At 37.5% G+C, this 25859-nt stretch carries 20 protein-coding genes; 5 read left to right on the top strand and 15 right to left on the bottom strand.

The features are described 5' to 3' along the window. Window positions 1-56: 56 nt before the first annotated feature. On the bottom strand, window positions 57-824 hold the full coding sequence (locus DBR39_RS06275) for an MBL fold metallo-hydrolase (protein ID WP_124531468.1): 768 nt from the start codon (window positions 822-824) through the stop codon (window positions 57-59). A 92-nt stretch (window positions 825-916) separates the two neighbouring features. On the opposite strand from DBR39_RS06275, the gene DBR39_RS06270 reads away from it, so the two are divergent. The 3 genes from DBR39_RS06270 (at window position 917) to DBR39_RS06260 (ending at window position 3404) form a co-directional block, all read left to right on the top strand. Further along, window positions 917-1231 carry a winged helix-turn-helix transcriptional regulator gene (locus tag DBR39_RS06270; RefSeq protein ID WP_124531466.1) on the top strand — a complete coding sequence of 105 codons (315 nt, stop codon included), beginning with the start codon at window positions 917-919 and terminating at the stop codon, window positions 1229-1231. A gap of 176 nt (window positions 1232-1407) precedes the next feature. Next, window positions 1408-2811, top strand: a complete 1404-nt coding sequence (locus DBR39_RS06265) for a T9SS type A sorting domain-containing protein (RefSeq protein ID WP_124531464.1) — start codon at window positions 1408-1410, stop codon at window positions 2809-2811. 38 nt (window positions 2812-2849) lie between these two features. Further along, window positions 2850-3404, top strand: coding sequence for a hypothetical protein (locus DBR39_RS06260; RefSeq protein ID WP_124531463.1), 555 nt, complete (start codon window positions 2850-2852; stop codon window positions 3402-3404). Between the two features lie 105 nt (window positions 3405-3509). Here DBR39_RS06260 and bioA read toward each other — a convergent pair whose 3' ends face one another. The 5 genes from bioA to DBR39_RS06235 all read right to left on the bottom strand — a co-directional run bounded on the left by bioA (window position 3510) and on the right by DBR39_RS06235 (window position 8644). Next, window positions 3510-4802, bottom strand: a complete 1293-nt coding sequence (bioA, locus tag DBR39_RS06255; RefSeq protein ID WP_124531461.1) for an adenosylmethionine--8-amino-7-oxononanoate transaminase — start codon at window positions 4800-4802, stop codon at window positions 3510-3512. A gap of 447 nt (window positions 4803-5249) precedes the next feature. After that, window positions 5250-6233, bottom strand: a complete 984-nt coding sequence (gene bioB, locus DBR39_RS06250; RefSeq protein WP_103234777.1) for a biotin synthase BioB — start codon at window positions 6231-6233, stop codon at window positions 5250-5252. A 2-nt stretch (window positions 6234-6235) separates the two neighbouring features. After that, window positions 6236-6847, bottom strand: a complete 612-nt coding sequence (gene bioD, locus DBR39_RS06245) for a dethiobiotin synthase (RefSeq protein WP_124531459.1) — start codon at window positions 6845-6847, stop codon at window positions 6236-6238. Between the two features lie 71 nt (window positions 6848-6918). Next, window positions 6919-8028 carry an aminotransferase class I/II-fold pyridoxal phosphate-dependent enzyme gene (locus DBR39_RS06240; RefSeq protein ID WP_124531457.1) on the bottom strand — a complete coding sequence of 370 codons (1110 nt, stop codon included), beginning with the start codon at window positions 8026-8028 and terminating at the stop codon, window positions 6919-6921. After that, on the bottom strand, window positions 8021-8644 hold the full coding sequence (locus DBR39_RS06235) for a hypothetical protein (RefSeq protein ID WP_124531456.1): 624 nt from the start codon (window positions 8642-8644) through the stop codon (window positions 8021-8023). The genes DBR39_RS06240 and DBR39_RS06235 overlap by 8 nt, the downstream gene beginning before the upstream one ends. A gap of 66 nt (window positions 8645-8710) precedes the next feature. Between DBR39_RS06235 and DBR39_RS06230 the strand changes: the two genes are divergently transcribed. Next, complete coding sequence (locus tag DBR39_RS06230; RefSeq protein WP_124531446.1) at window positions 8711-10201, top strand: PLP-dependent aminotransferase family protein; 1491 nt, start codon at window positions 8711-8713, stop codon at window positions 10199-10201. Window positions 10202-10596: 395 nt separating this feature from the next. Here DBR39_RS06230 and DBR39_RS06225 read toward each other — a convergent pair whose 3' ends face one another. From DBR39_RS06225 to DBR39_RS06185, 9 genes are read right to left on the bottom strand one after another with little or no spacing between them, the layout of a single operon-like run. Further along, window positions 10597-11784 (bottom strand): PepSY-associated TM helix domain-containing protein, encoded by a 1188-nt coding sequence (locus tag DBR39_RS06225; protein ID WP_124531444.1) that lies wholly within the window; start codon window positions 11782-11784, stop codon window positions 10597-10599. A gap of 2 nt (window positions 11785-11786) precedes the next feature. After that, window positions 11787-14219, bottom strand: coding sequence for a TonB-dependent receptor (locus DBR39_RS06220; protein WP_124531442.1), 2433 nt, complete (start codon window positions 14217-14219; stop codon window positions 11787-11789). Then, entirely contained in the window at window positions 14206-15594 is a 1389-nt protein-coding gene (locus DBR39_RS06215) for an AMP-binding protein (RefSeq protein ID WP_124531440.1), read from the bottom strand. Before DBR39_RS06215 ends, DBR39_RS06220 begins: the two co-directional genes overlap by 14 nt. A gap of 4 nt (window positions 15595-15598) precedes the next feature. Further along, entirely contained in the window at window positions 15599-15844 is a 246-nt protein-coding gene (locus DBR39_RS06210) for an acyl carrier protein (RefSeq protein ID WP_103232497.1), read from the bottom strand. Window position 15845: 1 nt separating this feature from the next. Next, the gene (locus DBR39_RS06205) at window positions 15846-17249 is read right to left on the bottom strand and encodes an MATE family efflux transporter (RefSeq protein ID WP_124531438.1); all 1404 of its coding nucleotides are present in this window, start codon (window positions 17247-17249) and stop codon (window positions 15846-15848) included. Then, window positions 17246-19057, bottom strand: coding sequence for an IucA/IucC family protein (locus DBR39_RS06200; RefSeq protein ID WP_124531436.1), 1812 nt, complete (start codon window positions 19055-19057; stop codon window positions 17246-17248). Before DBR39_RS06200 ends, DBR39_RS06205 begins: the two co-directional genes overlap by 4 nt. A 7-nt stretch (window positions 19058-19064) precedes the next feature. Continuing rightward, on the bottom strand, window positions 19065-20381 hold the full coding sequence (locus tag DBR39_RS06195) for a lysine N(6)-hydroxylase/L-ornithine N(5)-oxygenase family protein (protein ID WP_124531434.1): 1317 nt from the start codon (window positions 20379-20381) through the stop codon (window positions 19065-19067). After that, a complete protein-coding gene (locus DBR39_RS06190; RefSeq protein ID WP_124531433.1) occupies window positions 20374-22782 on the bottom strand; it encodes a GNAT family N-acetyltransferase in 2409 nt (802 codons plus the stop codon). Before DBR39_RS06190 ends, DBR39_RS06195 begins: the two co-directional genes overlap by 8 nt. Continuing rightward, on the bottom strand, window positions 22754-24280 hold the full coding sequence (locus DBR39_RS06185) for a pyridoxal phosphate-dependent decarboxylase family protein (RefSeq protein ID WP_124531431.1): 1527 nt from the start codon (window positions 24278-24280) through the stop codon (window positions 22754-22756). The genes DBR39_RS06190 and DBR39_RS06185 overlap by 29 nt, the downstream gene beginning before the upstream one ends. Window positions 24281-24496: 216 nt before the next feature. Here DBR39_RS06185 and DBR39_RS06180 point away from each other — a divergent pair, with 216 nt between their 5' ends. Further along, window positions 24497-25594, top strand: coding sequence for a TauD/TfdA family dioxygenase (locus DBR39_RS06180; protein ID WP_124531429.1), 1098 nt, complete (start codon window positions 24497-24499; stop codon window positions 25592-25594). The last annotated feature ends 265 nt before the right edge of the window (window positions 25595-25859 follow it).

The following is a 25859-nucleotide window of genomic DNA, read 5'->3' as shown; positions in this document are numbered from 1 at the left end:
CTACCCTTTTTTTGTTTCTGTATCAATTCTTTTTGAACACTCTTTATATTCAAAAATTAAAAATGAAGGTCAACTTCTTCTCCATCATCCAGAACAAAGCATCTTTTCTCTAATTCATTTTCAAGGATCTTTTCCTTGATATATTTCCGGTCTTCTCTGCAATGGCTTACGGCTTCCAGATGCGTCACCCAAACAGTAGATTTTGGAGCGTATTCACAGACTTTTATAATGTCTTCGCTGGTCATGATAATAGGATCTCCCACGGAAAAAGATGCTGCCCCTCCTGCAACAATGATGTGTTGTGGCTGATGCTGCGCAATTTCCTGAGCAATTTCGTCATACCAAATGGTGTCTCCTGCGATATAGGCTGATTTATTTTTTGATTTAAACACAAAACCATTCACAATCCCCATTTTTTCACCGATTTCACCGGTTCCATGCTGTCCTTTCGTGGTTGATATTTCAATGTTTTTCCATTGAAGTTGGTCATTTACTGCCATAATATTTGTAAATCCCTGCTCTGCAATGTGATCTGAAATGACATCTGAACAGATAATCGGAATATTCTTGTCAAGCAGTTCGATAGCCCTCGTATCCCAATGATCAGGATGAAGGTGGGTTACAGCAACAGCATCTACTTTTTCCAGTTTTTGACTTAATTCTTCTTTATCAAAAGGCAGGTCTACCAGGGGATTCAGTAATTCGCTGTCTGTCATCGGGATTTTTCCCATAGAACCTTTTTCTCCGAGCATAGGGTCTACAAGGATAGAAACCCCATCAATATTCAATAGCAATGTTGCATTGCGCCATAATTGTAATTTCATTTTGCCTAAGTTTGTGCCGCAAATCTATTGCCCAGTGAGGGTAAAACAATCGAAGGTTACCAAAAGGTTAACCATATATATTCAATTGACTTATGAATTTTGAAGAATTTAAAAACTGTGGATTAAGACGAAGCCTGAATATCCTTTCGGGTAAATGGAAGCCATTGATCCTTCATAACCTTTTTGAAGAAGATCAGGTACGTTTTGTAGAACTGTGGCGGAATATGCCCAGAGTTTCAAAGAAAGTCCTTGCAGAGCAATTGAAACAGCTGGAAGAAGATCTAATTATCGAGCGGATTGAAGTCTATAATTTCCCTCCGGAAGTGTATTATAAATTAACGGAGAAAGGGCAAAGATTGGGGCCTATTCTTTCTGAACTTCATTCATGGGGCAATGAACTTGGATAAAGCAATGGCTTTATAGCTTCTTTGAAAAATATTTTGTTTTTCCTATAATCTCCTATAGTACTGCCCCTTTCTCTTTCCTTTTTTAAAATTTTATTATACATTTGGGAACACAAACAAAAATACATCTACGTAGGGTTACATATATAACCTCAAATTTTTATTAAAAAAACCAAACAATGAAAAAACAATTATTATTTGTGCTTACTCTCGTAGCACAAACTTCTTTTGCACAAATTATTTCCAAAGATCCTATATTTGCTTCGAACGGGATTTACAATCTTCCAGCAGGAAGTTCTTATCTAGGAGAACTAACAGAAGCAACCAATACCGTATTTTATCAATCCTTTGACTCCAATACTAATCAGTTAATTATCTCTAAGGCGACAAGTTACAGTGGCTCTTTGGATTTGGCTTTTGGAGCTAATGGTAAAATTGCATTGAATTACGCATCAGATGCTCTGGTTGGGTTTATAAGACATAACAATGATAAATTAACCTTACTGTTAAGACGATATGATTCTGCAAATAATATTAATTACTTAGATGTAGTTCGGCTGCTTTCCAATGGGCAATTAGATCCTTCGTTTTCAAATGGAGGTATAAAAGCATTAGCCAATTTCTATCAGGACAATTTCAATATAAAGAATAACCTTATAGAACAAGGAAACAAAATTATTGTTTCAGGAACCGGAATAGATACTAATGGATTCTTTGATGGATATACTCATACATTTAGATTAAATTCCGATGGCACATCAGACAATAGCTTTGGGAGTAATGCAGAGCTGTTAACGAATGGAATTCCCCGCATCATTTTAGATAATCAGTTCAATCTTATTTTTTTAGAGCATAATATCATAAAAAAGTATACTTATGATGGACAGCTTATGACTGGTTTTGGCAACAATGGCGTGGCTGTCTTCAATGGCGTGAATGTTAACGTTATAAAAACGGATTCAGGTAATAGAATTATATATGCACAGCTTGCATCATTAAACCCTGCCACAATAGGAAGACTGAATGCTGATGGAACGCCGGATACTACATTCAGCTATAATGGTACTCTTGGTCTTGAATTTTGGGATATTTATGAAAAAAACAATTCTTATTACATCGCTGGCTATGCTGATCTTAATAATGCACCCGCTTATTATATCGCTAAACTTAATCAAAATGGAGCTATTGATCAGGTATTTGGAGAATATGTAGAAAACGATTCTAATTTACTCTATCACTTTATTCACACAATCAAAGTTTTTGATAATAATGTAATTGTTTATGGAGAGGGGACTACAAAAGAAATTGTTAAATATCTTTTAAACGGTACAGCTACATTATCAACAGCAGAAACTATAAAAAATAATACTGAAATTACTTTTGAAAGTCCTATAAAACAAGAGTTAGTTTATCATTCAAAAGAAAAAATCGACAAAATAGAAATCTATTCAGCTGATGGAAGACTATTAAAAACTGTAAACAAAAATAATTCCGACGTTGCTGAACTTTCTAAAGGAGTTTATTTCGCAAAAGCCATTTTTGGAAATGGAAAATTTTTCACAAAAAAACTTATTAAGAATTAGTAAATTTACATTTCAAAAACTAATAACAATCTTTACAAATGAAAAGAATCATCATTTTGATTTCCTGTGTATTATGTACATGGGCCACTGCACAGATAGCACCACCTCCGATTATTCAAAGATCTAATACGACATCACGCGGACTTACTGTCAATTCAAGAAAAGGAACATTAATTGAGAAGAAGATCACCAATCTGGGCAAGTTTAAAAACCTGAATATTCAAAAAATTGTAACAAAAGATGTATCTGACAGTTCATCAGAATCTCTTCTGGGAATCATGTATGAATATGAAACGTTTGACGAAATATCCAAAAAGACATTCACCGTTGATAAAAATGAATTGGGAAAACTGATTCAGGCTCTTCAGATTGTGGAACAGAAAGAAAACGAAAAAACGACTCATGAAACCAAATATAAATTTGTTACGATGAGCAATATTGAATTTGGAAGTGTTTATCGTGAAAAACTTTCATCGTGGGTTAATTATATAAAAATTCCTTCCCATTATCTGAATCAGAACTTACTGGAATTCAATAAAGATGAGTTGAAAGAATTAATGGGTGTTTTGAAAAAGGCAGAGCAGGAACTTTAAAGATATCTTAGTATTAATTATCTGAATATAAAAACCTTATAGGTTTCAGAAACCTATAAGGTACATTAAAAAAAATTAAAAATAATTATTACCAGAAGGGACCGTTTACTCTTTAAACTGATCCAAAACTTCCATAATATTCTGATACACAAAGTCTAATTCTTCAGATGTAATACAATATGGCGGAACCAGATAGATTACATTTCCCAACGGCCTCATAATAATCCCTCTCTGGAGGAATTCATTGTAAAGCTTCTTCCCTATTTCATTGAAATAAGAAGTAGTATTCCCGGTTTTAAAATCGAAAGCTAAAATAGTTCCGATCTGACGAACCTTTTCTACATGAGGATGAAAAGCAAGTGCTTTCACAAACTCTGAATGCTGATGAGTGATGCGGTTGATATTCATTTGAGTTTCGGTTGTAAGTAATAGTTCCATACTCGCAAGAGCCGCTGTACAGGCTAAAGGATTGGCTGTAAACGAATGCCCGTGAAATAATGTTTTATAACGGTCATCTGAAAGAAAAGCATTGTAGATTTCATTGGAGCAGGTGGTGATTCCCATTGGCATAGTTCCTCCTGTAAGTCCTTTTGAAAAACACATGATGTCCGGTTTCTCTGTAAGATAGTCTGCTGCGAAAAGCTTACCCGTTCTTCCAAATCCTGTAAAAACTTCATCCTGAATCATAAGAACGCCTTCTTCCCTGCAGAATTTCATCAGCTGGCTAAGATCTTCGGCTTTGTACATCAACATTCCGGCAGCACCCTGAACTAAAGGTTCATAGATAAAACAAGCGACTTCATCAGCATGTTCTTTAATCTGTGACTGAAGGCTATCCAGGTTTTCGGAATTGGGGGTATCAATAAAAACAACTTCAAACAGCATGCTTTCAAAAGGTCTTGTCCAGAAGCTTTTTCCGCTTACAGACATGGCTCCGAAAGTATCTCCGTGATAAGCATTTTTAAAAGCTAAAATCTTCGTTTTCTTTTTATCCTGATTGTATGCATATTGAATACACATTTTTAAAGCAACTTCTACTGCTGTAGAGCCATTATCAGAGTAAAAAACTTTTTCCTGACCAGCCGGAAGAAGCTTCAGTAAATTTTCTGAGAGCTTTACAGCGGGTTCATGCGTAAATCCTGCAAAAATAACCTGTTCCAGTGTATTCAACTGTTCAAAAACACGTTGTGCAATGTAAGGATGTGAATGCCCATGCAATGTTACCCACCATGATGAAACGACATCCAGATATTTTTTTCCTTCATTATCATACAGGTAAATTCCTTTTCCCTTTACAATAGGAATAATATCGTCAGCTGTTTTCATCTGAGTATAGGGATGCCAGTTGACTGCTTTATCTCTCTTTTGAAGACTGAGTTGTTGTGTTATTGTATTCATATATTGATGTAAAAAGTAATAATGAGTGATGAAATTGGATCTAACAATAATTGAGTTGAATATGTTATGGTAAATGTTGTTTGATCACAAAAGCGCAAAATTTATCATAGATTGCGAGTATTTTAAGACACAAGAAAATCAAAGATTTTCAGCAAGGATTGCGTTATAATTTTCTCGCAGATTTAGGAGATTTTACAGATTTTTTCATAATCATCTGCTTAATTTGCATAATAATCTGAAAGAGTCTAAAATTTGCAATATCCAATTTTATCAGAGATAAAATCCTTGGGCCTTAAAATATTACTTACTACAAAAGCTTTTGCGCCTTTGCATTTTCCAACTTGTAGAGCAGTTTATAAAAATTTAAAAACAAATTTTATAACAAGTCCTATAATACCAGCAATCCAGCTCATCACTCATAATTTATCATTTATAATTCATAATTTTCTAACAGCATGTTTCTTTTTTCATCATAGGTTTTAATCCTAAGGTCTGCAGCATCTGCATATCTTCAGAAACTCCCGGATTAGGAGTTACCAATAAGGTTTCTCTTTCTCCTGTGAAAATAGAATTAGCTCCAGCCATAAAGCACCAGGCCTGCTCTGTTTCTGACATTTCTATACGTCCGGCACTTAATCTTACCATAGAAGAAGGCATTACGATTCTTGCTGTAGCGATCATTCTTACCATTTCCCAGGTATCTACTTTTTCATTATCTTCTAATGGAGTTCCTGCTACTCTGGCTAGAGCATTGATAGGAACAGATTCCGGATGTTTTGGCATCGTTGCCAACGTCAGAAGCATTGAAATTCTGTCTCTATGCGTTTCACCCAGTCCGATAATTCCTCCGGAACATACTGTGATCCCTGCATTTCTTACATTGTTGATGGTATTGATTCTGTTATCGAATGTTCTGGTAGAAATGATCTCTTCATAATACTGTTCTGAAGTATCAAGATTATGATTATAGGCATATAATCCTGCTTCCTGCAGCCTTACAGCCTGTTCTTCCGTAAGCATTCCTAAAGTACAGCACACTTCAAGTCCAAGTTCATTTACTCCTTTTACCATATCAATTACCCTGTCAAAATCACGGTTGTTACGAACTTCACGCCATGCTGCAGCCATACAGAATCTTGAAGATCCTGAATCTTTTGCTTTTTGAGCGTGCGCAATCACTGTTTCTGTAGGCAGTAAAGCCTGTACTTTAATATTGGTGTGATAACGGGCTGCCTGTCCGCAGTAGGAACAATCCTCCGGGCAGCCACCGGTTTTGATGGACAATAATGTAGAAATCTGTACTTCAGAAGGATCATGCCATTCACGGTGTACAGTGGCAGCTTTATAGATCAGTTCCATCAGAGGAAGATGATAAATTTCTTCAATCTCTTCTTTAGTCCAGTTGTTTCTCAATGTTGTTTTTGTATCCATTATCATAATTTTGTTATTTTTAATTGCTTTGCAGCGTGCTGTATAGATTCTTTGTCGGGACTGCTGATCTCCGGAATCTTTATAATTTTTGTTTCTTTTTGTATAAAATTGCAAATTACTCTTTCTGTATCTTCGGGGAAGTCTCCGTTAAGGATCAGGTATTCTAGTTTTATTTTCCGTTGTTCTAAAGCCATTATCGAAAGTAAGCTGTGGTTGATACACCCTAAATAATTTCTGACAACCAATGCAGTAGGCAGACTCAATTTTTCTATCAGATCAATCATAAAAGTAGTATCGGATATCGGTACCATAAGACCTCCGGCACCTTCTACAATTAATGGATTGTCAGTTTTGGGTAATTGAAAATCATCCAGATCTATTGTGATGTTTTCTTCCCTTGCAGACTGGTGTGGTGATGCTGCCAACTGTAAACGGTAAGCTTCCGGATGGCAGGTGGTATGATCAGTCCATGCTTCAATTTTATGGCTGTCTGTATGATGTAAGTCGCCGGATTGTATGGGCTTCCAATATTCTGCTTTAAAATGTTGAACCAAAATAGCCGAACAAACTGTTTTTCCTATTTCGGTTCCTATTCCTGTTATAAATAATTTCATAGGTTCGGGATTCGTGTTCCGGGGTTTGAAAATTTGTTTCTTTTTCCTTTTTGCTTATTGGTGTCTTTGTTTTAAACAAATTCTTTAATAATTCCTGTCAGTCTTACAATTTCCTCTTCAGTATTAAAGCTGTGAAGACATATCCTCAATCGTTCGCCTCCTTCTTTTACCGTGGGACTGTATATCGCGTAGGTTAAAAACCCTTCCTCAGATAAAGTGTCTTGTAACTTTTTAAGTCTTTGGTTATCTGGGATTACAATCGCTTGAATCGGGCTTGTTTCTGACGATGGAGATTGTAGATTTTGGCTTCTGAAAACTCTAATATTGTCCTGAAGTTTTTTGGACAATTCCTCATGCTGATCCAAGAATTCATATCCTGTTTTTATACCCGTCCACTGAAAATCCTGTGCAGAAGTGGTATAAATAAAAGGGCTTGCAAAATTGATCAGATAAGATTGTATTGTTTCATTGCAGAGAACTGCTGCTCCATGGGCTCCAAGAGCCTTTCCATAGGTCACTACTACCGCTGATACCTGGTTCTGTAATTGATATTTTTCAACCAATCCATAGCCAAAAACACCAAAAGCATGGGCTTCATCAACAATCAGATACGCTTTATATATATCGGCAAGCACAGCTATTTCCTGAATGGGAGCAAAATCTCCCTCCATGGAGTACAAACTTTCTATTCCGATATAACAATGTCCTTGTTGTCTCTTTAAAATATTTTCAAGATCCTCGAGATCATTATGCTTAAATTTTAGCTTTTTAGCATTTGATAACCGACACGCATCGTGCACAGACCGATGAATCTGCTCGTCTACAATCACCACATCATGACGACTCGGAAGCGTAGAAAATAAGGCCAGATTAGCATTATATCCCGATGGAAAAAGCAATGCCGATTCAAACTGATGTTTTTGAGCAATACCATTTTCTACCGAAGTCACAACGCTGCTGTTTCCACTGATCAAACGGGAACCCGTACTTCCTGAAAGCAGCAGAGGATTATCTGTAACCTTTTGCAACAGGATATTTTGAAGTTCATTATTTCTGGCAAGACCGAGATAATCATTGGAATAAAAATCAATTCCTTCCCGCCGGGGTTTTAAACTTCTTATTATTCCGTCCTCTTTTCTTTTGTCAAGAGATTCCTGAAAACGAAAGACATTGCTAAGCATAATTCAACTGAGCTACTTCCTGCGTTATAGCATTGATCCATTGTTCATGCAGTTCTTTTTCAATGGTCAGAATATGATCTGCATGTTGTCTCCAGTCTTGAGAAAACTCATTGAGCTGGTTGATCATTTCTTCCAGATGTCCTTCTTCTTCAAGAATAATAGATTTTACCATTATTTTAGAAGATGTTTCCGTAAGAACCTGCTGGTAAACCGGATAAAGTTCATCGGCACGAACTTCAATAGCATAGGTCACAAAAAGGTAAGCCGCATATCTGAGATCTTCTTTGTTGAGTTGAAATGCCTCCTGAAGATAACGACAGGATTTAATATCCAGTGAATGAAGATACTGTCGCGTAGCAATAGAAGCCAGAAGCTCCGAGCTTTCATAAGTTTTGCATAATTCAGGGTCTATTTTTCCAATCTGTTTTTTTAGATAATAAGCATGGCGGTGTTCTTCGGCAGCATGTTTCAGCTGAATCTGAGAAACCAATATTGGATGTTCACATTTTGATATTTTTCTTGCACCGGCATTTTCCATAAAAGAAAGGGTATTCAGCCATTTGGCATGGGTACTGCCCTCCTGTACAATTCTTTTTAACAGATGATGAAATTCCATAGATTTTTATTTTGATGTCAAAAGTAGTATATTGCCGGATGGTTGTATGGTGCCAGTTTTTATATTATGGATAGTCCGGTTAAGATTCCTTATGAAAGTTTTATAAAAATAGATAGAAAATCAGAGACTTCTATCTATTTACAAATTGCGAATCAGCTGATCAATGCGATTCAGAGAGGAGTTTTACCTTTCGGAACGAAGCTTCCCGGAACCAGAACTTTCAGTGAAATGCTGGAAATCCATAGAAATACAGCCGTTGCCGTGTATGATGAGCTATCAGCTCAAGGCTGGACAGAGAGTTTTCCCAACAAAGGAACTTTTGTGATTGGGAAAGATCAGGAAAAACCTGTAAAAGTGAACGATTTTGAGCAGAATAACCTTCAAAACTATCCAATAACGACCGGTTTCTCATTCAAAACATCTAATATCCTGGATAATCCTTTTGAACATTCAAACTGTGAATATGTCTTTAATGATGGGGTTCCGGATATTCGTTTAACCCAAATCGGACAGCATTCCCGGTTTTACAGTTCTATTCTGAAGCGTAAATCCAATCAGAAAGCTTTAGGACATTACAACCATGACGGGAGTGAATTTTTTAAAGAACATTTGTCTGAATATCTGAATCTTTCCCGTGGACTCCCTATTTCCAAAAATAATCTGCTCATCACCCGAAGCACGGAAATGAGTATTTATATTGTTTCCGAAATTCTTCTTTCCGCAGGAGACACTGTATTGGTAGGCGCTCTGAGCTATTTCTCAGTCAATATGATCTTTATGAAAGCGGGAGTTGACATTGTTTCTATTCCCATTGATGAGGAAGGAATTATCGTAGAAAGTGTACGGGAAGCCTGCAAAAAGCAGAAAATACGGATGCTTTATCTCACCCCGCACCACCACTATCCTACTACCGTGGCGCTGAGTGCCCAGAGGAGATTTGAGTTACTGGAACTGGCGAATGAATATGGATTCATTATTCTGGAAGACGATTATGATTATGAATTTCATTATGATAAAAGTCCTATCCTTCCCCTGGCTAGTGCCGATACGAATGGAATGGTAATCTATATCGGTTCTTTTGGAAAATCTTTGGCACCAGGATTCAGGACCGGATTTATTGTTGCCCCTGAAAATCTGATGATAGAAATGCGGAAGTATCTGGGTATTATTGACCGTCAGGGTGATATTCTGATGGAAAGAGCGCTTGGAGAGATGATTGCAGAAGGGGAAATTAACCGCTACCTGAAAAAATCTTTAAAAGTGTATCAGGAAAGACGGGATCATTTTGCTTTGTTGCTGGAAGAAAATCTGGGTGACCTCATCACCTTTCAAAAGCCGTCTGGCGGTCTTGCCATCTGGCTGGAATGGAATATTCCGATCAATCTTATGCAGCTGAGCCGAAATTGTATGAAGGATAATCTTTTCATTCCTAAAACATTGTTGTATCAAAATAAAGGGCTTACGGCAATGAGATTGGGATTTGGAGATCTGAATGTTGAAGAGATGAATAAAGGAATTGAAGTCTTTTCAAAAAATGTGAAGGGATTGGTTGGGTGATTAAAAATCTACAAGGAAATGTTTAATAATTTTTTATTTGGAAAACGCAAAGGCACAAATATGATGAAAAATAAGTTTTTATAAGGCGCAAGGATTTTATCTGCGATAAAATTGATACTGGATATTTAAAATAAGAAGTTGTATAATCTTTTATATTGATTATTTTTAATAACAAAAGACACATTTTTTTTAACACTTAAGTTTTTTTTAGAACCAAACTTTATGTATAGTAAGTACACCTAAGTTTTGTAAAAAATCTTTGATTTTTATCTTATGTGAACTTTTCCGTGGCATTATTTTAAACTTACTTAAGTGACTAAAGTGTTTTAAAATAAAATCTTTTGCGACTTTTGTGGTTTTAAAAAGAGTAAAAGCCCCTTTACAGAGGCTTTTTGTTAATGATGAGAAGGAAAAACGACTTTGTTTTTCTTGTGTTTTGGTTTCTTCTTTTTCTTGTTGAGATAGATAATAAAACCGGTAATTGGGAGCGATGCTGCAATGATAGCAGCCAGAAAATAAATAATTCTGGTGGTGAGTCCCAGGATACTTCCGGTGTGAAGATCATAATTTCTATCCCTTAATGCGGTTCCATATCCGATATTTTTGTTTTTATAAGATTGAGATTTTAAAACGTCTCCTGAATATTGATCAAAATTAAATTGTTCATTACGGTATTGTCTGCCGTCATACGTCAGTTCAGCATAATAAGTTCCTTCTTCCGATCTTGGGAAATTGACAAGTGCAGATTTCTTATCTACCAGCCCTTTTTCCATTCTATTTCCAATTAAATCGAGAATATTTCCGCGGTTTGAAAATTCTTCGGAAGGGATTGTACTTTTGGCTTTCTTTTCTGTTGGAGTATTGCCGTTCAGTGTATTCTTTACCCATTTATCTACATCTTCGAAGCTCCATATCAATGCGGAATAAGAGATCAGAAGTAAAGGAATCACGGCGTAAAAACCCAATACATTATGAGCATCATAGTTGATTCTTTTCCAATTGGCAGATGTTTTAATGAAAAACATTCCTTTCAGCATGGCTTTACTCATTTTACGGGGATACCATATCACAAGCCCCGATAAAAGGATAACAGCAAATATCAATGTGGAATATCCTGTAATGGTTTTCCCTATTTTTTCACCGAGCAGAAGTCTTCTGTGAAGATCCAGAACAATTTCAAAAAAATCTTGTTTTGCATTTTCTACTTCCTGTATTTTTCCGGTATAAGGGTCTACATAAATCCGGTAATAATAAAGATAGGTTCCCCAATACGTCCACGCTTCATCATCCATCTTCAGCGTGCGGAATACATACGTTTTTGAAGGATCAGAAGACATTATAACTCTCTTGATTTTCAATCCTTCGGGTAAAGCCTGTTCTGCTTTTCCGGTAAGCTCAGATAATGAAAGCTTTTTTCTGCCGATATTTTCAACGAAATACCTGTTGGGATGAACAATATGTTTTAATTCTTCTTCAAAAGCCAGGATACATCCTGTAGCGGCCATAATAACAACTATAAGCCCGGACGTTAGTCCGAGCCATAGGTGTAACTGATATGCAATTTTTCTAAATTTTAACTTCATCCTTAAAACTTAAAGCTAACCTCAGCAACAAAATTACGAGGCATCTGAGCGACTACAACTCCCTGCCCTGCAAAATATTGTACATTACCCAGATTATTCATTTTAAATCCTAATCTGTATCTTTCTTTTTCAAGGGAAATGGAAGCATTCACTAAAGTATAGGCAGGAAATGCAAACTGCCCGGTAACAGTCTTATTTCCGGTAATCTGTTTTCCAACACGATTTACCCCAAAACCTATTCCCAGTCCCTGAAGTCCTTTGATAGGAAGGATATAGCTGATCCATGAATTGAATACATTCGCAGGACCTGCGGATTCCGGACGGCGTCCATCCACAGAGGCATCGGCTTTTTCAAATCTGCTGTGATTGTAAGCATATCCGGCCATAATGTTCAATCCCTGAACAGGATTCATGATCGTTTCAATCTCAATCCCTTTACTTCTTTGCTGACCGTCCTGAATAACAATATTGTACTCTTTTCCGTCACGGATTACCCCGATTCCCCGCTGTATATTATCAACAAGAATATCGTAGTATCCAACAGTAAAATTAACTTTATTTCTCCAAAGGTTTCCTTTTATTCCTACTTCCCACTGGTTAGCCATTTGTGGTTTCATATCTCCGCTATAATCAGCCAGCTGCTGTGTGACAGGTGCTGTATAGCTAAAGCTATTCATATAATTTCCGTAGGCTGATAACTGGTCTTTAAGGATCTGATACACAATACCAAACTTTGGAGACCATGCGGTTTGTTTGAATTCTCCTGCCCGCTTATTATCATTCAGATTAAGCTGTCCTTTACTTTCATAATGATCCATACGCAAACTTACTAAAGTAATCAAACGGTCAGTAATATAGGTTACGTTTGAAACATAGGCTCCATAAAGATTTGCTGCAGATGTATTTCTTACTAAAGGCGTTTTTCCTGCCTGGGTAGTGGCCTGGATTTTCTGAAGTGCAAGATCTTTGGAAATACTTCCATAACTGCCTGTCAGGTTCTGTCCATCCACATTGTCGAATACCACAATCGGGGAATGGTTATTGTTGATCGTCTGATTGAGGTAGTCTAATCCGATCAACACTTTATTTTTGATTTTTCCGATGTTGAATTCTCCATTAAAGTTTTGCTGAACACTTGTAGAAGAAGCTTCTGAGTTCTGCCATTGTACATTACGTTCAAGTGTAGCATCATTGGTAGTCCCTCTGATAAACTGATATTGATATAATCCTTCTGTTTTTCTGAAGTTTCTTGAAAGCAACGTTTGTGAAGTCCATTTATCTGAAATCTTGTAATTGGCCTCAGCTTTTACGTTGATAGATGGCGCTTTCAAAGTCATATCATTGTTTGAATATGATCTTTTCCAGTCGAATCCAAGTTCATCCGGATTATGGGCGAAATAAGCTCTTGTTCTTGGAAGGAAGATAATCGGAGTATTGGTTCCTTCATAGTTGTAGATCTGCGCTCCTAAGTTAAATTTTAGTCTCTCATTAACCTGATAGCTTATAGTAGGGGCTACAAAGAATGATTTTCTGAATTCAGAATCTCTGAATCCGTTCTGATACTGATACGCGGCATTTAAACGGAATAACATATTTCTGGATTCTGTAATCGGGCCGTAAACATCAGCCGTTACACGGTTCAGATTGTAGCTTCCCATAAGATAAGAAGCTTCTCCTCCGAAATAGTCTTTCGGTTTTTTGGTTACAGCATTGATTAAACCTCCGAAAGAAGTTACAGCACCTCCATACAGTGTTCCTGAAGGTCCTTTGATCACTTCCAGACGTTCAAGATCGACAGGATCTATTTCTCCGTTCGTTGTTGCAGGAATACCGTCTACCATAGATACTTTGGTAGGAAAACCTCTAAGACTGTAATAGAAACTTCCGTCTCCTGAACCTCTTCCCGGACTTCCCTGCATCTTTACCATACCCGGAACATTTTTCAATACCTCCGAAATATCGTAAGTAAGCTGCTCTTTCATGATCTGCTGGTTGATACTGGTATAAGCCTGTGGATTTTCAAGAACTTTCAAAGGCATTTTAGCCACTGATGTACTGTCTCTATCCAAAAATTTATTTCTACTCACTGCATATACTGTAATTCCCTCAATCACATTATTGTGTAACGGGGCATAGATAGCAGGAATTTCGTGGACATCTTTCTGAATATGGATAGACTCCCTCATCAGTTCGATATCATTTAAAACCACCTGAAGGGTATATTCTCCAGGTGGTACATTTTCAAAGTAATATTCTCCTAAATTATTGGTTTTTGCCTGATAAGACGTGTTGACAAGTCTTAAAATAGCGTTTTTTACTGGTGCCTGTTCAGTCAGCATGATCTTGCCATGAATTCTGTCACCCTGCTGTGCAGAAAGCGAGTTTGAAGATAAAGCAAGACCAAGAAGTAATATAAGGGTTTTAGATGTTTTCATGCTGTAAGTTTTGTAACAGGGGATAGTTTATTTTACCGTTTTGTGATAATGGGAATGATTCTATAAGTTCGGTGCGTACATATAGTGGGTTGATACGCAGTTTATTTTTAATGGTTTCGGTGATGATTTGAGGATCTACATCCTGATTGTCATACAGTACAACGATTTTCTTATCATTGGCATTCAGACATACAAACGTATTGCCTTGCATTTCATTTTTAAGAATAAATTCTACCTCATCCAGATTGAGACGTATTCCGAAAAGTTTCATAATACGCTTTATTCTTCCCGTGATATAATAAATTCCGTTTTCACCTTTTCTCGCAGTATCTCCGGTATGGAGCACAGAAGGCTGTTCATAAGTGGCTAGATCTTCCAGCTTATTAGCATATCCTCCAAAAATACTGGAATGTGAAAAGAGAAGTTCATCCGTTTCAGGATCAATTTGGAAGCTTCCGTTATCTACGGGAGTTCCGATAGAAGTTTCTTCTTCCAGCAATCCTTCTGTAGGCAGATAAGCCATTCTTCCTCCTGCTTCTGTCTGACCGTATTGAGCAAAGAATTCTTTTTTGAATTCATGGCAGTAAGAGAAAATTGTTTTTCTTAGCTCCGCATTGATCACGCCTCCGGTATGGGTAAAATACCTCAGACTTGGAGAATCTTTTCTGAAAAACCCTATTCTATTCAGATTTTCATAGAGAAAAGGAACTCCTCCCAGTGTACTGTAACCATATTCTTCTAGTTCGTCCCAGAATGCTTTCTGCATAATGTCTTTATCTGTACAGACTATTCTTCTGGCGCGCATACAGTTGGTGGTGAAAATAGAGAATCCGTATACGAAGTTGATCGGAACGTTTAAAGGAACCACATCAGATTCCAGAACAGGCATATATTTAAGAATACTTAAAGCATTCTTATAAAGACCTTCATCCGATAATTTGACAAGTTTGGGAACTCCCGTTGTGCCTGAAGTGCTCAGAAGAATCTTGATTTCAGGATGAATGGTAACTTCATTCTTATAATCATCCTTTGCAAAAATTCTGATACTGTCTGAGAATTCTTTTAAGCTGTAACCCGGAATATCTTCTCTTTGCGGGTCGAAGATATACTTAGGACGGTATTCTGCTTCGATACGTTCTTTGAACTCCGAATGCAGTTTCTGTCCCAATACAGCAATCGCATGTGCTGTTCCATAAAAATTGAGAAGTACCTCAACACTGGGCAGCTGATTGTCATTGTACAAAAAAAGTAATCCTTTTTCTACAGGGTTTAAGCCTAAAGACCGGTACAGCGTTCCCACCGGTATTGTTTTACCGGTGGAAGCATCTGTAAACTCCAAGTTCTTATTGGCAATTACATTTTCTAAAATTTTCATATGCTTAGTTTTCTACGAGTACATCGTATTTTTTCATTTTTTCCCGAATTTTTCCGACAGTTCCCATCTCCAGAATATCGTTAAAATCAAATTTGATCTGATAAAACTGTTCAAGTGCTTCTACGATAAGTAGGTGGGACATAGAATCCCATTCCGGGATTTCCTGATACGTCAATTTTTCATCTACCAATTCTTTCTTTATAGCGATGGCAGAGGCGATAATTTCATAAAATTCTTCTGTAGTGTTCATTTTAAATTTTTATAGTTTTCCATTTTCCATTTCTAAAAATTATTAGGAATAGTACTGCCAATACAATTTCCGAAGAAACGATAGCGGTAAATATTCCTCTCAGTTCCCAATGAAGTCTTACTCCGAGGAGATAAGCCAAAGGAAGCTGAATTACATAAAACATCACGAGGTACAGCAGGGTAACCTGCAGGATGTTTCCAGCCGCATTCAAAGCACGGCTGATCACCATCGTGAATCCTAACAGCAGATAAGCCATAGATACCACATGAATATACTGCACTGCATATCTTGCGACTTCCGGTTCTGTGGTGAAAAATTTCACCACATATTCAGCGGCAATCTGCCAGAATAAGGCTACTATTACCAGATAAGTCATGTTGATGGTTCCTGCTCTCCAGACTGTTTTCTCTGCACGATCAGGCTCTCCAGCTCCCAGATTCTGTCCTGTAAGAACTCCAGCCGCATTTCCTATTCCCCAGGCAGGCATCGTAGCTACCGAAGCAATACGCTGGGCAATAATATATCCGGCAAGAGCGGTTGTTCCGAAAGTAGAGATGATCTTTACCATAATCAGCCAGCTGGATGTCGGAATGATATATTGAACCAATCCTCCAAAGGCTATTTTCAGAATCTTCTGCAGTAATGGGATATCCAGGTGAAAAGGAACTCTGATGCTGATGCTGGTTTTCCCGGTTGTCAATATAAAAGCCTGGTATAAAACCCCTAACAGTCTTGATAAAACGGTAGCATAAGCCAGTCCCATCAATCCGAAAGCAGGAATAAAACCTAGTCCGAAAACAAGGATCACAGCGAATATGATATTGGAAATATGACAGATCCAAAGTGATTTCATGGCAATATCTGCATCACCGGCACCTCTGAAAAGTCCATTTACCGAAAGTCTTAGAATCACAAGTCCGATACTCAGGAAGACCAATCTTGAGAATGATATTCCATCAACTACTGCACTGGCGTTCACTCCCAGGAAATCGACAATTTCTGAGGCGAAAACACACGAGATCCCACCAATAAATAAAGCAAAGAATAAAGCAAGAAGGATAATGTATTGAGCCGTTCTGCCCATTCCTTCTGTGTCTTTTTCTCCAGCTCTTCTGGCGATAAGAGTAGCCGCCGCAATACCAAGACCTACTGCGATGGCATAAGCAAAGTTGATGTAGTTATCCGTGATTCCCACAAGACCAAGAACTTTATCTCCTAATTTTGCAATAATCAACAGGTTGACACTTACAAAGACAGACTCCATCACAAGCTCCATCACCATAGGAATGGCCAGACTAAAGATAGAACGGTTGATGCTTCCCGATGTCAGCTCGACTTTTTTTCCAGCTATCGCTCCATAGGCAAAAACCGTCCCTTCTTTTAGTATATGCAGGAATTTCCTCATACTGCTGCTACTGAATTTTTATTGGCAATCTGATACAGAGGATTGGGCAGTGCTCCATCTTTTCTAGGGATGGCAAATGCTTTATTTTCACTGTAGCCATTATTTTTCAGACGCAGACTGTTGATATAAAATCTTTTGAATGCCGGCACGTAAAGGTCATACTTTTCGTATCGTTCCTGAAGATGGGTATTTTCAGCTTTATAATTTTCGATACAGTTGTGAACCAGTTCCCAGAATGTCTCTTCTTTAAAATCAGAATACGTATGCAGGGCATTTGACATATATCTGAAGAAGGCATCAAAAACTCCCAGGAGAATAAACAACGGAATATTTTCTTTATTGGAAGACTGGATCAAACCATCTGCAAGATGCGCAGGAAGTTTTTCTCTCGCTTCTACGGTAAGCACAATATCATCTACAAAGTCTTTGATCACAATTCTCTGCGGAACTCCATTTTTCAATACAACCATAATGTTTTCTCCATGTGGAGTTACACATAATGAATGAGTGTAATAGATGTGCAGCAAAGGAGTAAGATACGCATCAAGATAGCTTTCAACCCATTCTTTGATACTCATCCCTGCCTTTTCTGCAAATGCCTGAACCAATGGAACTCCATTTTCATCTACATACAGCAGAGAAGCCATAGTTACCATTTGTTCACCCTCTGTCAGATAATTTTCAGCACTTTCTCTCCATAACGCGCCAAGGAATTCATTATATTGATAGGGAACACTGGCAATCGCTCCGTATTGTGGATGCAGATAAGCTATGGAAGCCTCTTCACCTAAGAAAATGGTTCCTTTGTTTTCAAGATACGCATCATCTTTGATCAAGCCTTTTACCCAATCGGTAATAGCGGGAGCAATTTTCATCTGTTTAGGAGACAATCCTCTGATATTTCCGGTGCTCAAAATAGAAACAGCCGTTTTCAGATATCTTTTTTCAGGATGATCTACATTGAATAAAGTACGAATACTTTGCTGCGCACTGTAGGTATCACTTCCCTCTCCCATTTGGATTAAAAGCCCTGAAGCAATATCTCCGGCAAAATGAATCTGAAGCTTGTGCTCCCACTGCCAAGGATGTACAGGGATAAAATGATAATCTTCAACATCTTTACGGGCATTGATTAGCTTTTGTTGAAAATCATGATACAATTCCTCTCCTATTTCAGAACGATAAAACTCTTCTCTGTTGATATGTTCCAAAGATTGGAATGCTGATCTGCTCTTATGGGAAGCCAGCCAGATTACTTTTAGGTTTTCATCCGCTTCAGGAGCAAATGTTTTAAGATCTCTTGGAGAAAAACCAAGTCTGCTTTTGTTCACAATAACCCATGGATGCCCGGTCATATTATGCTCAACAGTTTGATAATCTGAATGAGCAAGATCTTTTGAAGACATGACCCCTTTAGATAAAATTAATGCATCACAATATAAAGTATGCAGCAATTCTTCTGTATATCTTGCAATGGTATAAGGATCTAAATCAAACACGGACTGCATTTCCAGAAAGAAAGCCGCTACATCTACCGCAGATAGATCTTCTCCGTTTTCTGTCTTTGTAATACTGTCTTTGTCGATATGCCAGTAATCCATCATTCTCTCTTGCCCGCGAAAGCTGTACACGACATTTTCAAACCCGGTTTCAAGTTTAAAAACAGTAAATCCTTCTTTATTTTCAAACGTTACCGTTGGTTTTAGAAGCTCTTCGTGCATCAGTTCTGCAATGGTTTTGGCCATCAGATTTCTGTTAGCCTGCTGCCAGTTTTCCTGGCTTATTGTATTTTTTAAGTTGGTGTTCATTGTATGATTAAATTTTGGCAGTTGGTAGATCAGCATATTTTTCCACATCAAAATCCTGGAAAGCAATCTTCTTTTCGATTTTATAATGTTCTCTTCCAAGAATATCATTGATGATATAAGAATTGCGGTAAGCAGCCATTCCAAGATCTGTAGAAATATAACTGTGCGTATGTACTTCTGCATGAAGCACATAAATTTCCCCTCCGTTATGATCTATTGAATAATTTCTATTAACATCAAATAGTCCGCTTGAATCTCTTTTTATTCTTGACTGAATATTCTTCAAGAAGGCAGGCTCATGATAACGATATCCGGTTCCAAGGATGACATAGTCAGCTTCCTGATCATAAGGCACATCCTGCTCCAGTTGTGTAAATTCAAGGTTGATGAAATCAGGGTTGCTGTTATCAACAGTATTCAGCTGGCTGTTAGGAATGATTTTAAGATTAGGATCTGCATTATCGATATTAAGATCATAAATAAAATCATAGATATCATTGATCAAATCATAATTGATTCCTTTAAACTGAGCCTGCTGTTTGCTTAAAATACTTTTCCTTGCCGATTCACTTCTGTTGTAAAAATATTCAACATAATCCGGGGATGTCAGTTCCAGGGTCAGCTTAGAATATTCCATAGGAAAAAATCTGTCCGGACGGGAATACCAGCCAAGCTGAGTTTTTTCATTTCTGCTCTGAAGCAGGTCATAGAATACCTCTGCTGCACTCTGACCGGAACCGATGATGGCAATTTTCTTTCCTTCACTTAAAAGTTCCTCTTTTCGGTATAGATAAGAGCTTGTGTGAATGATTCGGGAATCATCTTTAGGAATAAAAGACGGAATATGAGGCTGCGTTCCTGTTCCTAAAATCAATCTTTCTGCTTTAAAAACAGTAGTTTCTTTAGTTTTTGTATGAACTGTAGTCACCTGATATAAACCCTCTTCATAGGTAATATCCACCACCTGAGTTGAAAAACGACACTGTGGAAGCTGCTCAATTACCCATTGGCAATAGCGGTTGTATTCTTTTCTTGGAATAAAAAAGCTTTCGCGGATAAAAAATTTGTACAATCTTCCGGTTTCCTTCAGATAGTTCAGAAGGCTCAAAGGGTTGGTAGGATCAGCCATAGATACGCAGTCACATAAGAATGGAGTCTGCAGGGTTACATGGTCAATCATCAATCCCGGATGCCAGTCGAAACCATCTCTCTGGTCTAGAAAAAGAGTCTTCAGTTCCGGAATTGGGTTAGATAATGCGGCAAGTCCCAGATTAAAAGGGCCTATACCTATGCCTATTACATTGTATACGGCTTCGTTAGTCATTTTTTGTGATGTTTGTGGTGATTTGTACCTCTTTATTCTGTGGAAACTTTTCCCAGTACCATTCTCTGTAGCAGAAATTCAGATTGGCCTTTTTATGAGGCATCTCAATTACTTTGTCTACTTTGAACCCTACATGGGCTTTATTCATCATAGATGCCAGTGAATCTACAGAACCTTCTCCTACCATTTTACCTACCTGTGGCTGTGCAAAAACATAATCTACCATAGATTGTGTAGAGGGCGATACATTTTTCTTTTTAGGATCAGTTGGCGCTATGAATTGGTGTGTTCCGTAATCGGTAGGCAGTACTTCATAGTAATCTCCTACGATATCTCTACATGCCCAGTAAACCTCGATATTACAAGATGGTTCATCATTACCGGCAACGATGTAGCTATGAGCTTCATCACTTGGAAGCATCAGTCTATAATAGGTTTCCAGCACATCAATAGGCCAGTTCATCTGCCATATTTTTACGGCATGTTCTCTGTTGAACCATTCATGAAGCATTTCAAGGTCATTTTCAAGATCGATAGGACGCATACTCATGGTCACATCTTCTTTCTGAAAATATCTTTTAAAGAAAACTTCTTTCCCTTGCGGATGAATCAGCTGATCTGAGAAAAAATGCTTGTGAAGAATATTCGGAACTTTAGCATAAGAAATAGATGCTGCGCTTACCCCTCCATCTACATCAGAAACGGCCGACTGAAGGTTTGATTTTACAGCCCAGTATCTTTGATTCAGTGCATAATCTGTCAGAAATGACGGTTCAGATTCATGAAGCTCATCAAATTCTCTGTACAGAATATGGATAAGTTTTCTTTCCTTAACCAATCCTGTTTTTCCTATGGAAGAGATCAAAGCACTCAGATTGCTTACCAAAAGATGATGGGAAACAATATCCAGAAGACGCTCATCTCTGATAAAAAGATCTTCAACTTCAGGATAGTCTTTCATCAGGTTTTGATATTTCTCTTTAAAGCTTTCTTTAATCAGATACCCTTGCCCGTCCCTTACGCAAATCGATTGCGGCAGAAGCTGATTATCCAACTGAATAAGAAGATTCTGCTGATGCACTTCCGGAGCCATCCCTAATTGATTGAATAATCTGTTTAAAGGGGCCAACAGAAGGTTTACATATTTTTCAAACCAAATAATGGTTGCTTTCTCAGCATCAATTCCAAGATGGTTGGCTACGTTTTTAAAGAAATGTGCTGTAAAATTAAATCCATCTGTAGATTCGTCCTGACAAAGTCTTGCCAATAAAAGAACTTTATCATCCGTTGAAAAAGGATTTTCACGGATCAGGATATTCAGGCTTTCAACATTCTTTTCTTTATAATGAACACTTAATGTAGAAGGTTCCATCAACAGTTTAAAATTGGGGAAGCTTTCTTCAAAAGAAGCTTTTTCTTGCTGCCACCAAACTGCTGAAGCATATCCTCTGTTAAGATCTTTTAAACTGTTGGTTCTCACAGATCCTGTCATTAAAACATGCAGAGAAAATTTCAGCATCCAGCTGAAATCAGGATTATACAAGGTTCTTATAGAAGATGTTGCATAGAAATCTTCTCCCAAAGGCCCGATATGGATGATTTTACCGGATCCGAGCATTTCGGGATATTCTTCTGTAGACAAAAGATATTGTGCTTCCCAAGGATGACACGGAACAATGTAAAAATCATTTGTGTTTTCAAAATCGTAACTTTCTGGTATTGCTACCCACTTCTCGAATATTTCTTTTGCTGAAATTCCGGGAAGAGATTTTTCAGTGATACAGTCTTTATGAATCAGGAAATAATCCAGCTGGAATCCTTTTCCAAATTCGGGACCATATAAGAACTGCTCAGATTCAGAAAAGCCCATTCTTGATTTGGTAAAAGGATGCAGATTGTGCCCTGCCGGGAGCATCTGCTCAGATTCCAGAAATGAATAGGTTAAAAGTTGATCATCCTGTAAACATGCTTCTGTAGTCAGTTCCAGATTTTTCAGACTGCTCTGGATTCTTTCTGCAAATTGTTTGAAGCCTTTCTCATTGGTCGTCTCAGAAAATTCCTGGTAAACGAGTTCAATCAGTTTTTCAGTATTTACTTCAAAAACGGTCTGATTCTGGTGGTCAACAGCCCATACAGCAGGTCCGTATTCATGAAAAAGAGTCTCGGAACGATAAGAAACCGGAGCAAATAAAAACAACCCGGTTTTCTTCATTTCAAACCTCATATGCAACGGGTAATCGCTGTTCTGAAGAGCTTTTGCTGTAAGAAGATCATATTTTGGAACTCCCTGATAGAATTTTCCATTTCCAAGCTCTCTTAACATTCCGTTGAGAAGAATCCTGAAAGTAATTTCCCGGGATTTTTCTCCTGTTTTATTTTTCTGTATTAAAGTCTTTTCCATGGCTTTTGATTGTCGTAAGAATTTGATGAACGTCTTCAGTTGTTGTGATCGGGTTCAGGAAAGTAAACTTCAGATAGAAATTTCCATCCACCTTTGTACTTGCTACAAGGATTTCTCCGCTGTAGAAAAGTTTCATCTTGATATATTGGTTCAGGGCATTCAGATCGCTGATTTCCGGTCTTACATATCTGAAAACAAGAACACTTAGATCTGAATCTGAAAGCAATTCAAAATCAGCATCTTCAGTAATCATTGAGGCAACATCTTTTGTAAGATCAATGACGGTATCTGTATATTCTGCCAACTGTTCTTTACCCATCATTCTTAGAGTAAACCAAAGTTTTAAGGCATCAAACCTACGGGTACTCTGGGTAATCGATTTATTGATCTGTGCAGGGATTTCTTCTTCATCCATTTCTTTAGGATTCAGATAATCTGCATGATGTTTAAGAATCAGCAGTTCTTTTTTATTTTTAACAATAAAAGCGCTGCTGCTGATAGGCTGGAAGAAAGATTTGTGGTAATCAATCGTTACAGAGTCTGCTCTTTCGATTCCGCTGAGCAGGTTACGGTATTTCTCGCTCAATAGTAATGCACAGCCATAAGCCGCGTCTACATGCATCCAGATATTATAATGCTCTGAAATATTCGCAATATCTTCCAGTGGGTCAACATTTCCGAAGTCTGTAGTTCCTGCTGTTGCTACGATACCAATAGGGATATTGCCTAGCTGCTCTTCCCTTTTGATGTATTTTTTCAAAAGAGAAATATCCATACAGAATCTTTCATCGGTAGGAACTTTCACTATGCTTTTCTCACCCAATCCCATAATGGAAACATTTTTCAGATTGCTGAAGTGAGATTTATCTGAAACAAAGATTCTGAAACGGCTTGCCTCTGCTGGCAGACCATCCATTTTTATATTATGATTGTATCTCTTCTGGGAGAAGCAGTCACGCATCATTACCAGCCCCATTAAGTTACTCTGTGAGCCTCCCGCCGTGAAAACACCATCGCTTTCATTCGTATTATATCCAATCTGATCCGCGGTCCAGTCGATCAGTTTTCTTTCCATAAAAGTTCCTCCGGCACTCTGATCATAGGTATCCTGTGAAGAATTGATAGCACTTACAAGAATTTCTCCTGCCAACGCCGGAATGACAACCGGGCAGTTAAGGTGTGCTACATATTGTGGAAGATGAAAAGCTGTCGCATGTTTTACGTAGATATCATCTACTTCATCTAAAAGTTCGTTATAATTGGAAAGTTTTTGATTAAGGTCTATCTGCTGTACCATTCCTTTCATTTCCTTGGCTTCTATACCGCTGAAAGGTTTGTCGTTTCTGTAAAGAAATTCCTTTACGAGGTCTAATGTACTATTGACTGCATTACGATAATGATCGTAATTATCTGGATGAAAAATATTCCCAAAATTCCCCGAATTGTGAGGCAAGGTAGCATTTGAAAGCGCTCCTAGGGATATTATTTTATTGTTCATATAAGTATTTGTAAGGTGATTTTTAAAATCAGTGATTGTTGTTAATTTTCAGATATACGTATTTATATATTTGAAAATCAGGTTTTTAATTTTGTCATTTTTTTTAAGTTTTTGTTTGGTGGTTACTTAATTATTCATAAATTTGAACCGGCTATTGTTATTTAGAATAATTAAAAACAAAGATAAAAATTATTAGTTAACACCAAATTTTTTTTAATGAATTCTACAGAAATTTTAGATAAAGACTGTTTAACAGCGGTAAAACTGCTTCCAACGGTCATAGAAGTCACCCCACAGGAGAGAAGAATGATAAAAGATGCAGCAAAGCATCTTCAGAAAAAATATGACAGTTATGAAAACCGCGACTTTATAAGACATGTTCATCAACTGGCATCCTATTTCTTACCGGAAAGGATTTTAAACATAGCGGCTGATTTTGCGAGTGACTTTTCTAAAAATCAGTACGGAGCATTGATCCTCACCGGATTAATGGATATAGATCAGGAGGATATCGGTTCTACTCCTTCTAATTGGCAGTCTGCAGATTATTCAAAATTCAATTTATATGGTTTTGCCTGTGCACTTATTCATGGAGCACTTCCTTCAAAGCCTGTACAATATTATTCACAGCGTAAAGGAGGCGGGTTGATACATGCCATCATTCCTGATGAAAGGATGAAAGAAACGCAGACAGGATCAGGATCTTCAACAGATTTGTATGTACATACCGAAGATGCTTTTCTGAAACATCAGGCAGACTTTTTAAGTTTTATGTATGTACGTAATGAAGAGCAGGTTCCTTCTACTCTTTATTCAATCCGCTCTCACGACTCGATTGGTGAGAATTACAGACCTCTTTTTGACCGTATTTATAAAATCCCGAAGGATGCGAATCTTGAAACAGGAGAAAATGAGGAAGAGACATTAGATGCTGTATTGTATGGTAATTACAGTCTTCCTTTTATGAGATTTGATGCCGCTGAACAGCTTTTCAATTCCAGTATCAGACAGACGGACGAAGCTCACCACTCTCTGAATGAGTTCTGGGAAGAGGCCAGACATTTGATTTACTCAGGATTTACACCACAGGCGGGAGATGTTATTTTGGTCAATAACCATCTCTGTGCACATGGAAGATCAGCTTTCCGCGCGGGAGTAAGAAATATAGACGGTATAGAACAGCCGTGCGAGAGGAGAATTATGCTTCGTATGATGAGTAAAGTGAGCCTTATCGATATGAGGGCACATACTCTTACAGAAGATCCGTTCTTTGTGATAGAAGAACATTTGGGTAAAAACTTTCAACATTTTTAATATGCTGACTTGTTAGCACTTTTGAATATCAATCAATCAACTCAAACCCTTTTTAAGCATTGCTTAAAAAGGGTTTTTATTTTTCTTTTGAAATTTAAAAGCCATCTTGATCCTTGTCAAGGTTTAAAACCTTGACAAGGATTCCCATTTACAGAGATTTTGAAAAAAATAAATAAATTATTCTTTTTCATGAAACATATGCTGTTACCGCACGACAGATATAAATGAAAATTAACAGATCAATATTTTCTTTAAAAACTAATCA

This window comes from Chryseobacterium sp. KBW03 (genome assembly GCF_003852415.1).
Lineage (GTDB): Bacteria > Bacteroidota > Bacteroidia > Flavobacteriales > Weeksellaceae > Chryseobacterium > Chryseobacterium viscerum.
The sequence above is the reverse complement of the archived record's forward strand: the minus strand, read 5'-3'. Positions and strand labels throughout refer to the sequence as shown.

Coding starts and splice junctions, on each gene's coding strand:
- DBR39_RS06275 (WP_124531468.1), bottom strand. CDS start 824: ATGAAATTACAATTATGGCGCAATGCAACATTGCTATTGAATATTGAT.
- DBR39_RS06270 (WP_124531466.1), top strand. CDS start 917: ATGAATTTTGAAGAATTTAAAAACTGTGGATTAAGACGAAGCCTGAAT.
- DBR39_RS06265 (WP_124531464.1), top strand. CDS start 1,408: ATGAAAAAACAATTATTATTTGTGCTTACTCTCGTAGCACAAACTTCT.
- DBR39_RS06260 (WP_124531463.1), top strand. CDS start 2,850: ATGAAAAGAATCATCATTTTGATTTCCTGTGTATTATGTACATGGGCC.
- bioA (WP_124531461.1), bottom strand. CDS start 4,802: ATGAATACAATAACACAACAACTCAGTCTTCAAAAGAGAGATAAAGCA.
- bioB (WP_103234777.1), bottom strand. CDS start 6,233: ATGGATACAAAAACAACATTGAGAAACAACTGGACTAAAGAAGAGATT.
- bioD (WP_124531459.1), bottom strand. CDS start 6,847: ATGAAATTATTTATAACAGGAATAGGAACCGAAATAGGAAAAACAGTT.
- DBR39_RS06240 (WP_124531457.1), bottom strand. CDS start 8,028: ATGCTTAGCAATGTCTTTCGTTTTCAGGAATCTCTTGACAAAAGAAAA.
- DBR39_RS06235 (WP_124531456.1), bottom strand. CDS start 8,644: ATGGAATTTCATCATCTGTTAAAAAGAATTGTACAGGAGGGCAGTACC.
- DBR39_RS06230 (WP_124531446.1), top strand. CDS start 8,711: ATGGATAGTCCGGTTAAGATTCCTTATGAAAGTTTTATAAAAATAGAT.
- DBR39_RS06225 (WP_124531444.1), bottom strand. CDS start 11,784: ATGAAGTTAAAATTTAGAAAAATTGCATATCAGTTACACCTATGGCTC.
- DBR39_RS06220 (WP_124531442.1), bottom strand. CDS start 14,219: ATGAAAACATCTAAAACCCTTATATTACTTCTTGGTCTTGCTTTATCT.
- DBR39_RS06215 (WP_124531440.1), bottom strand. CDS start 15,594: ATGAAAATTTTAGAAAATGTAATTGCCAATAAGAACTTGGAGTTTACA.
- DBR39_RS06210 (WP_103232497.1), bottom strand. CDS start 15,844: ATGAACACTACAGAAGAATTTTATGAAATTATCGCCTCTGCCATCGCT.
- DBR39_RS06205 (WP_124531438.1), bottom strand. CDS start 17,249: ATGAGGAAATTCCTGCATATACTAAAAGAAGGGACGGTTTTTGCCTAT.
- DBR39_RS06200 (WP_124531436.1), bottom strand. CDS start 19,057: ATGAACACCAACTTAAAAAATACAATAAGCCAGGAAAACTGGCAGCAG.
- DBR39_RS06195 (WP_124531434.1), bottom strand. CDS start 20,381: ATGACTAACGAAGCCGTATACAATGTAATAGGCATAGGTATAGGCCCT.
- DBR39_RS06190 (WP_124531433.1), bottom strand. CDS start 22,782: ATGGAAAAGACTTTAATACAGAAAAATAAAACAGGAGAAAAATCCCGG.
- DBR39_RS06185 (WP_124531431.1), bottom strand. CDS start 24,280: ATGAACAATAAAATAATATCCCTAGGAGCGCTTTCAAATGCTACCTTG.
- DBR39_RS06180 (WP_124531429.1), top strand. CDS start 24,497: ATGAATTCTACAGAAATTTTAGATAAAGACTGTTTAACAGCGGTAAAA.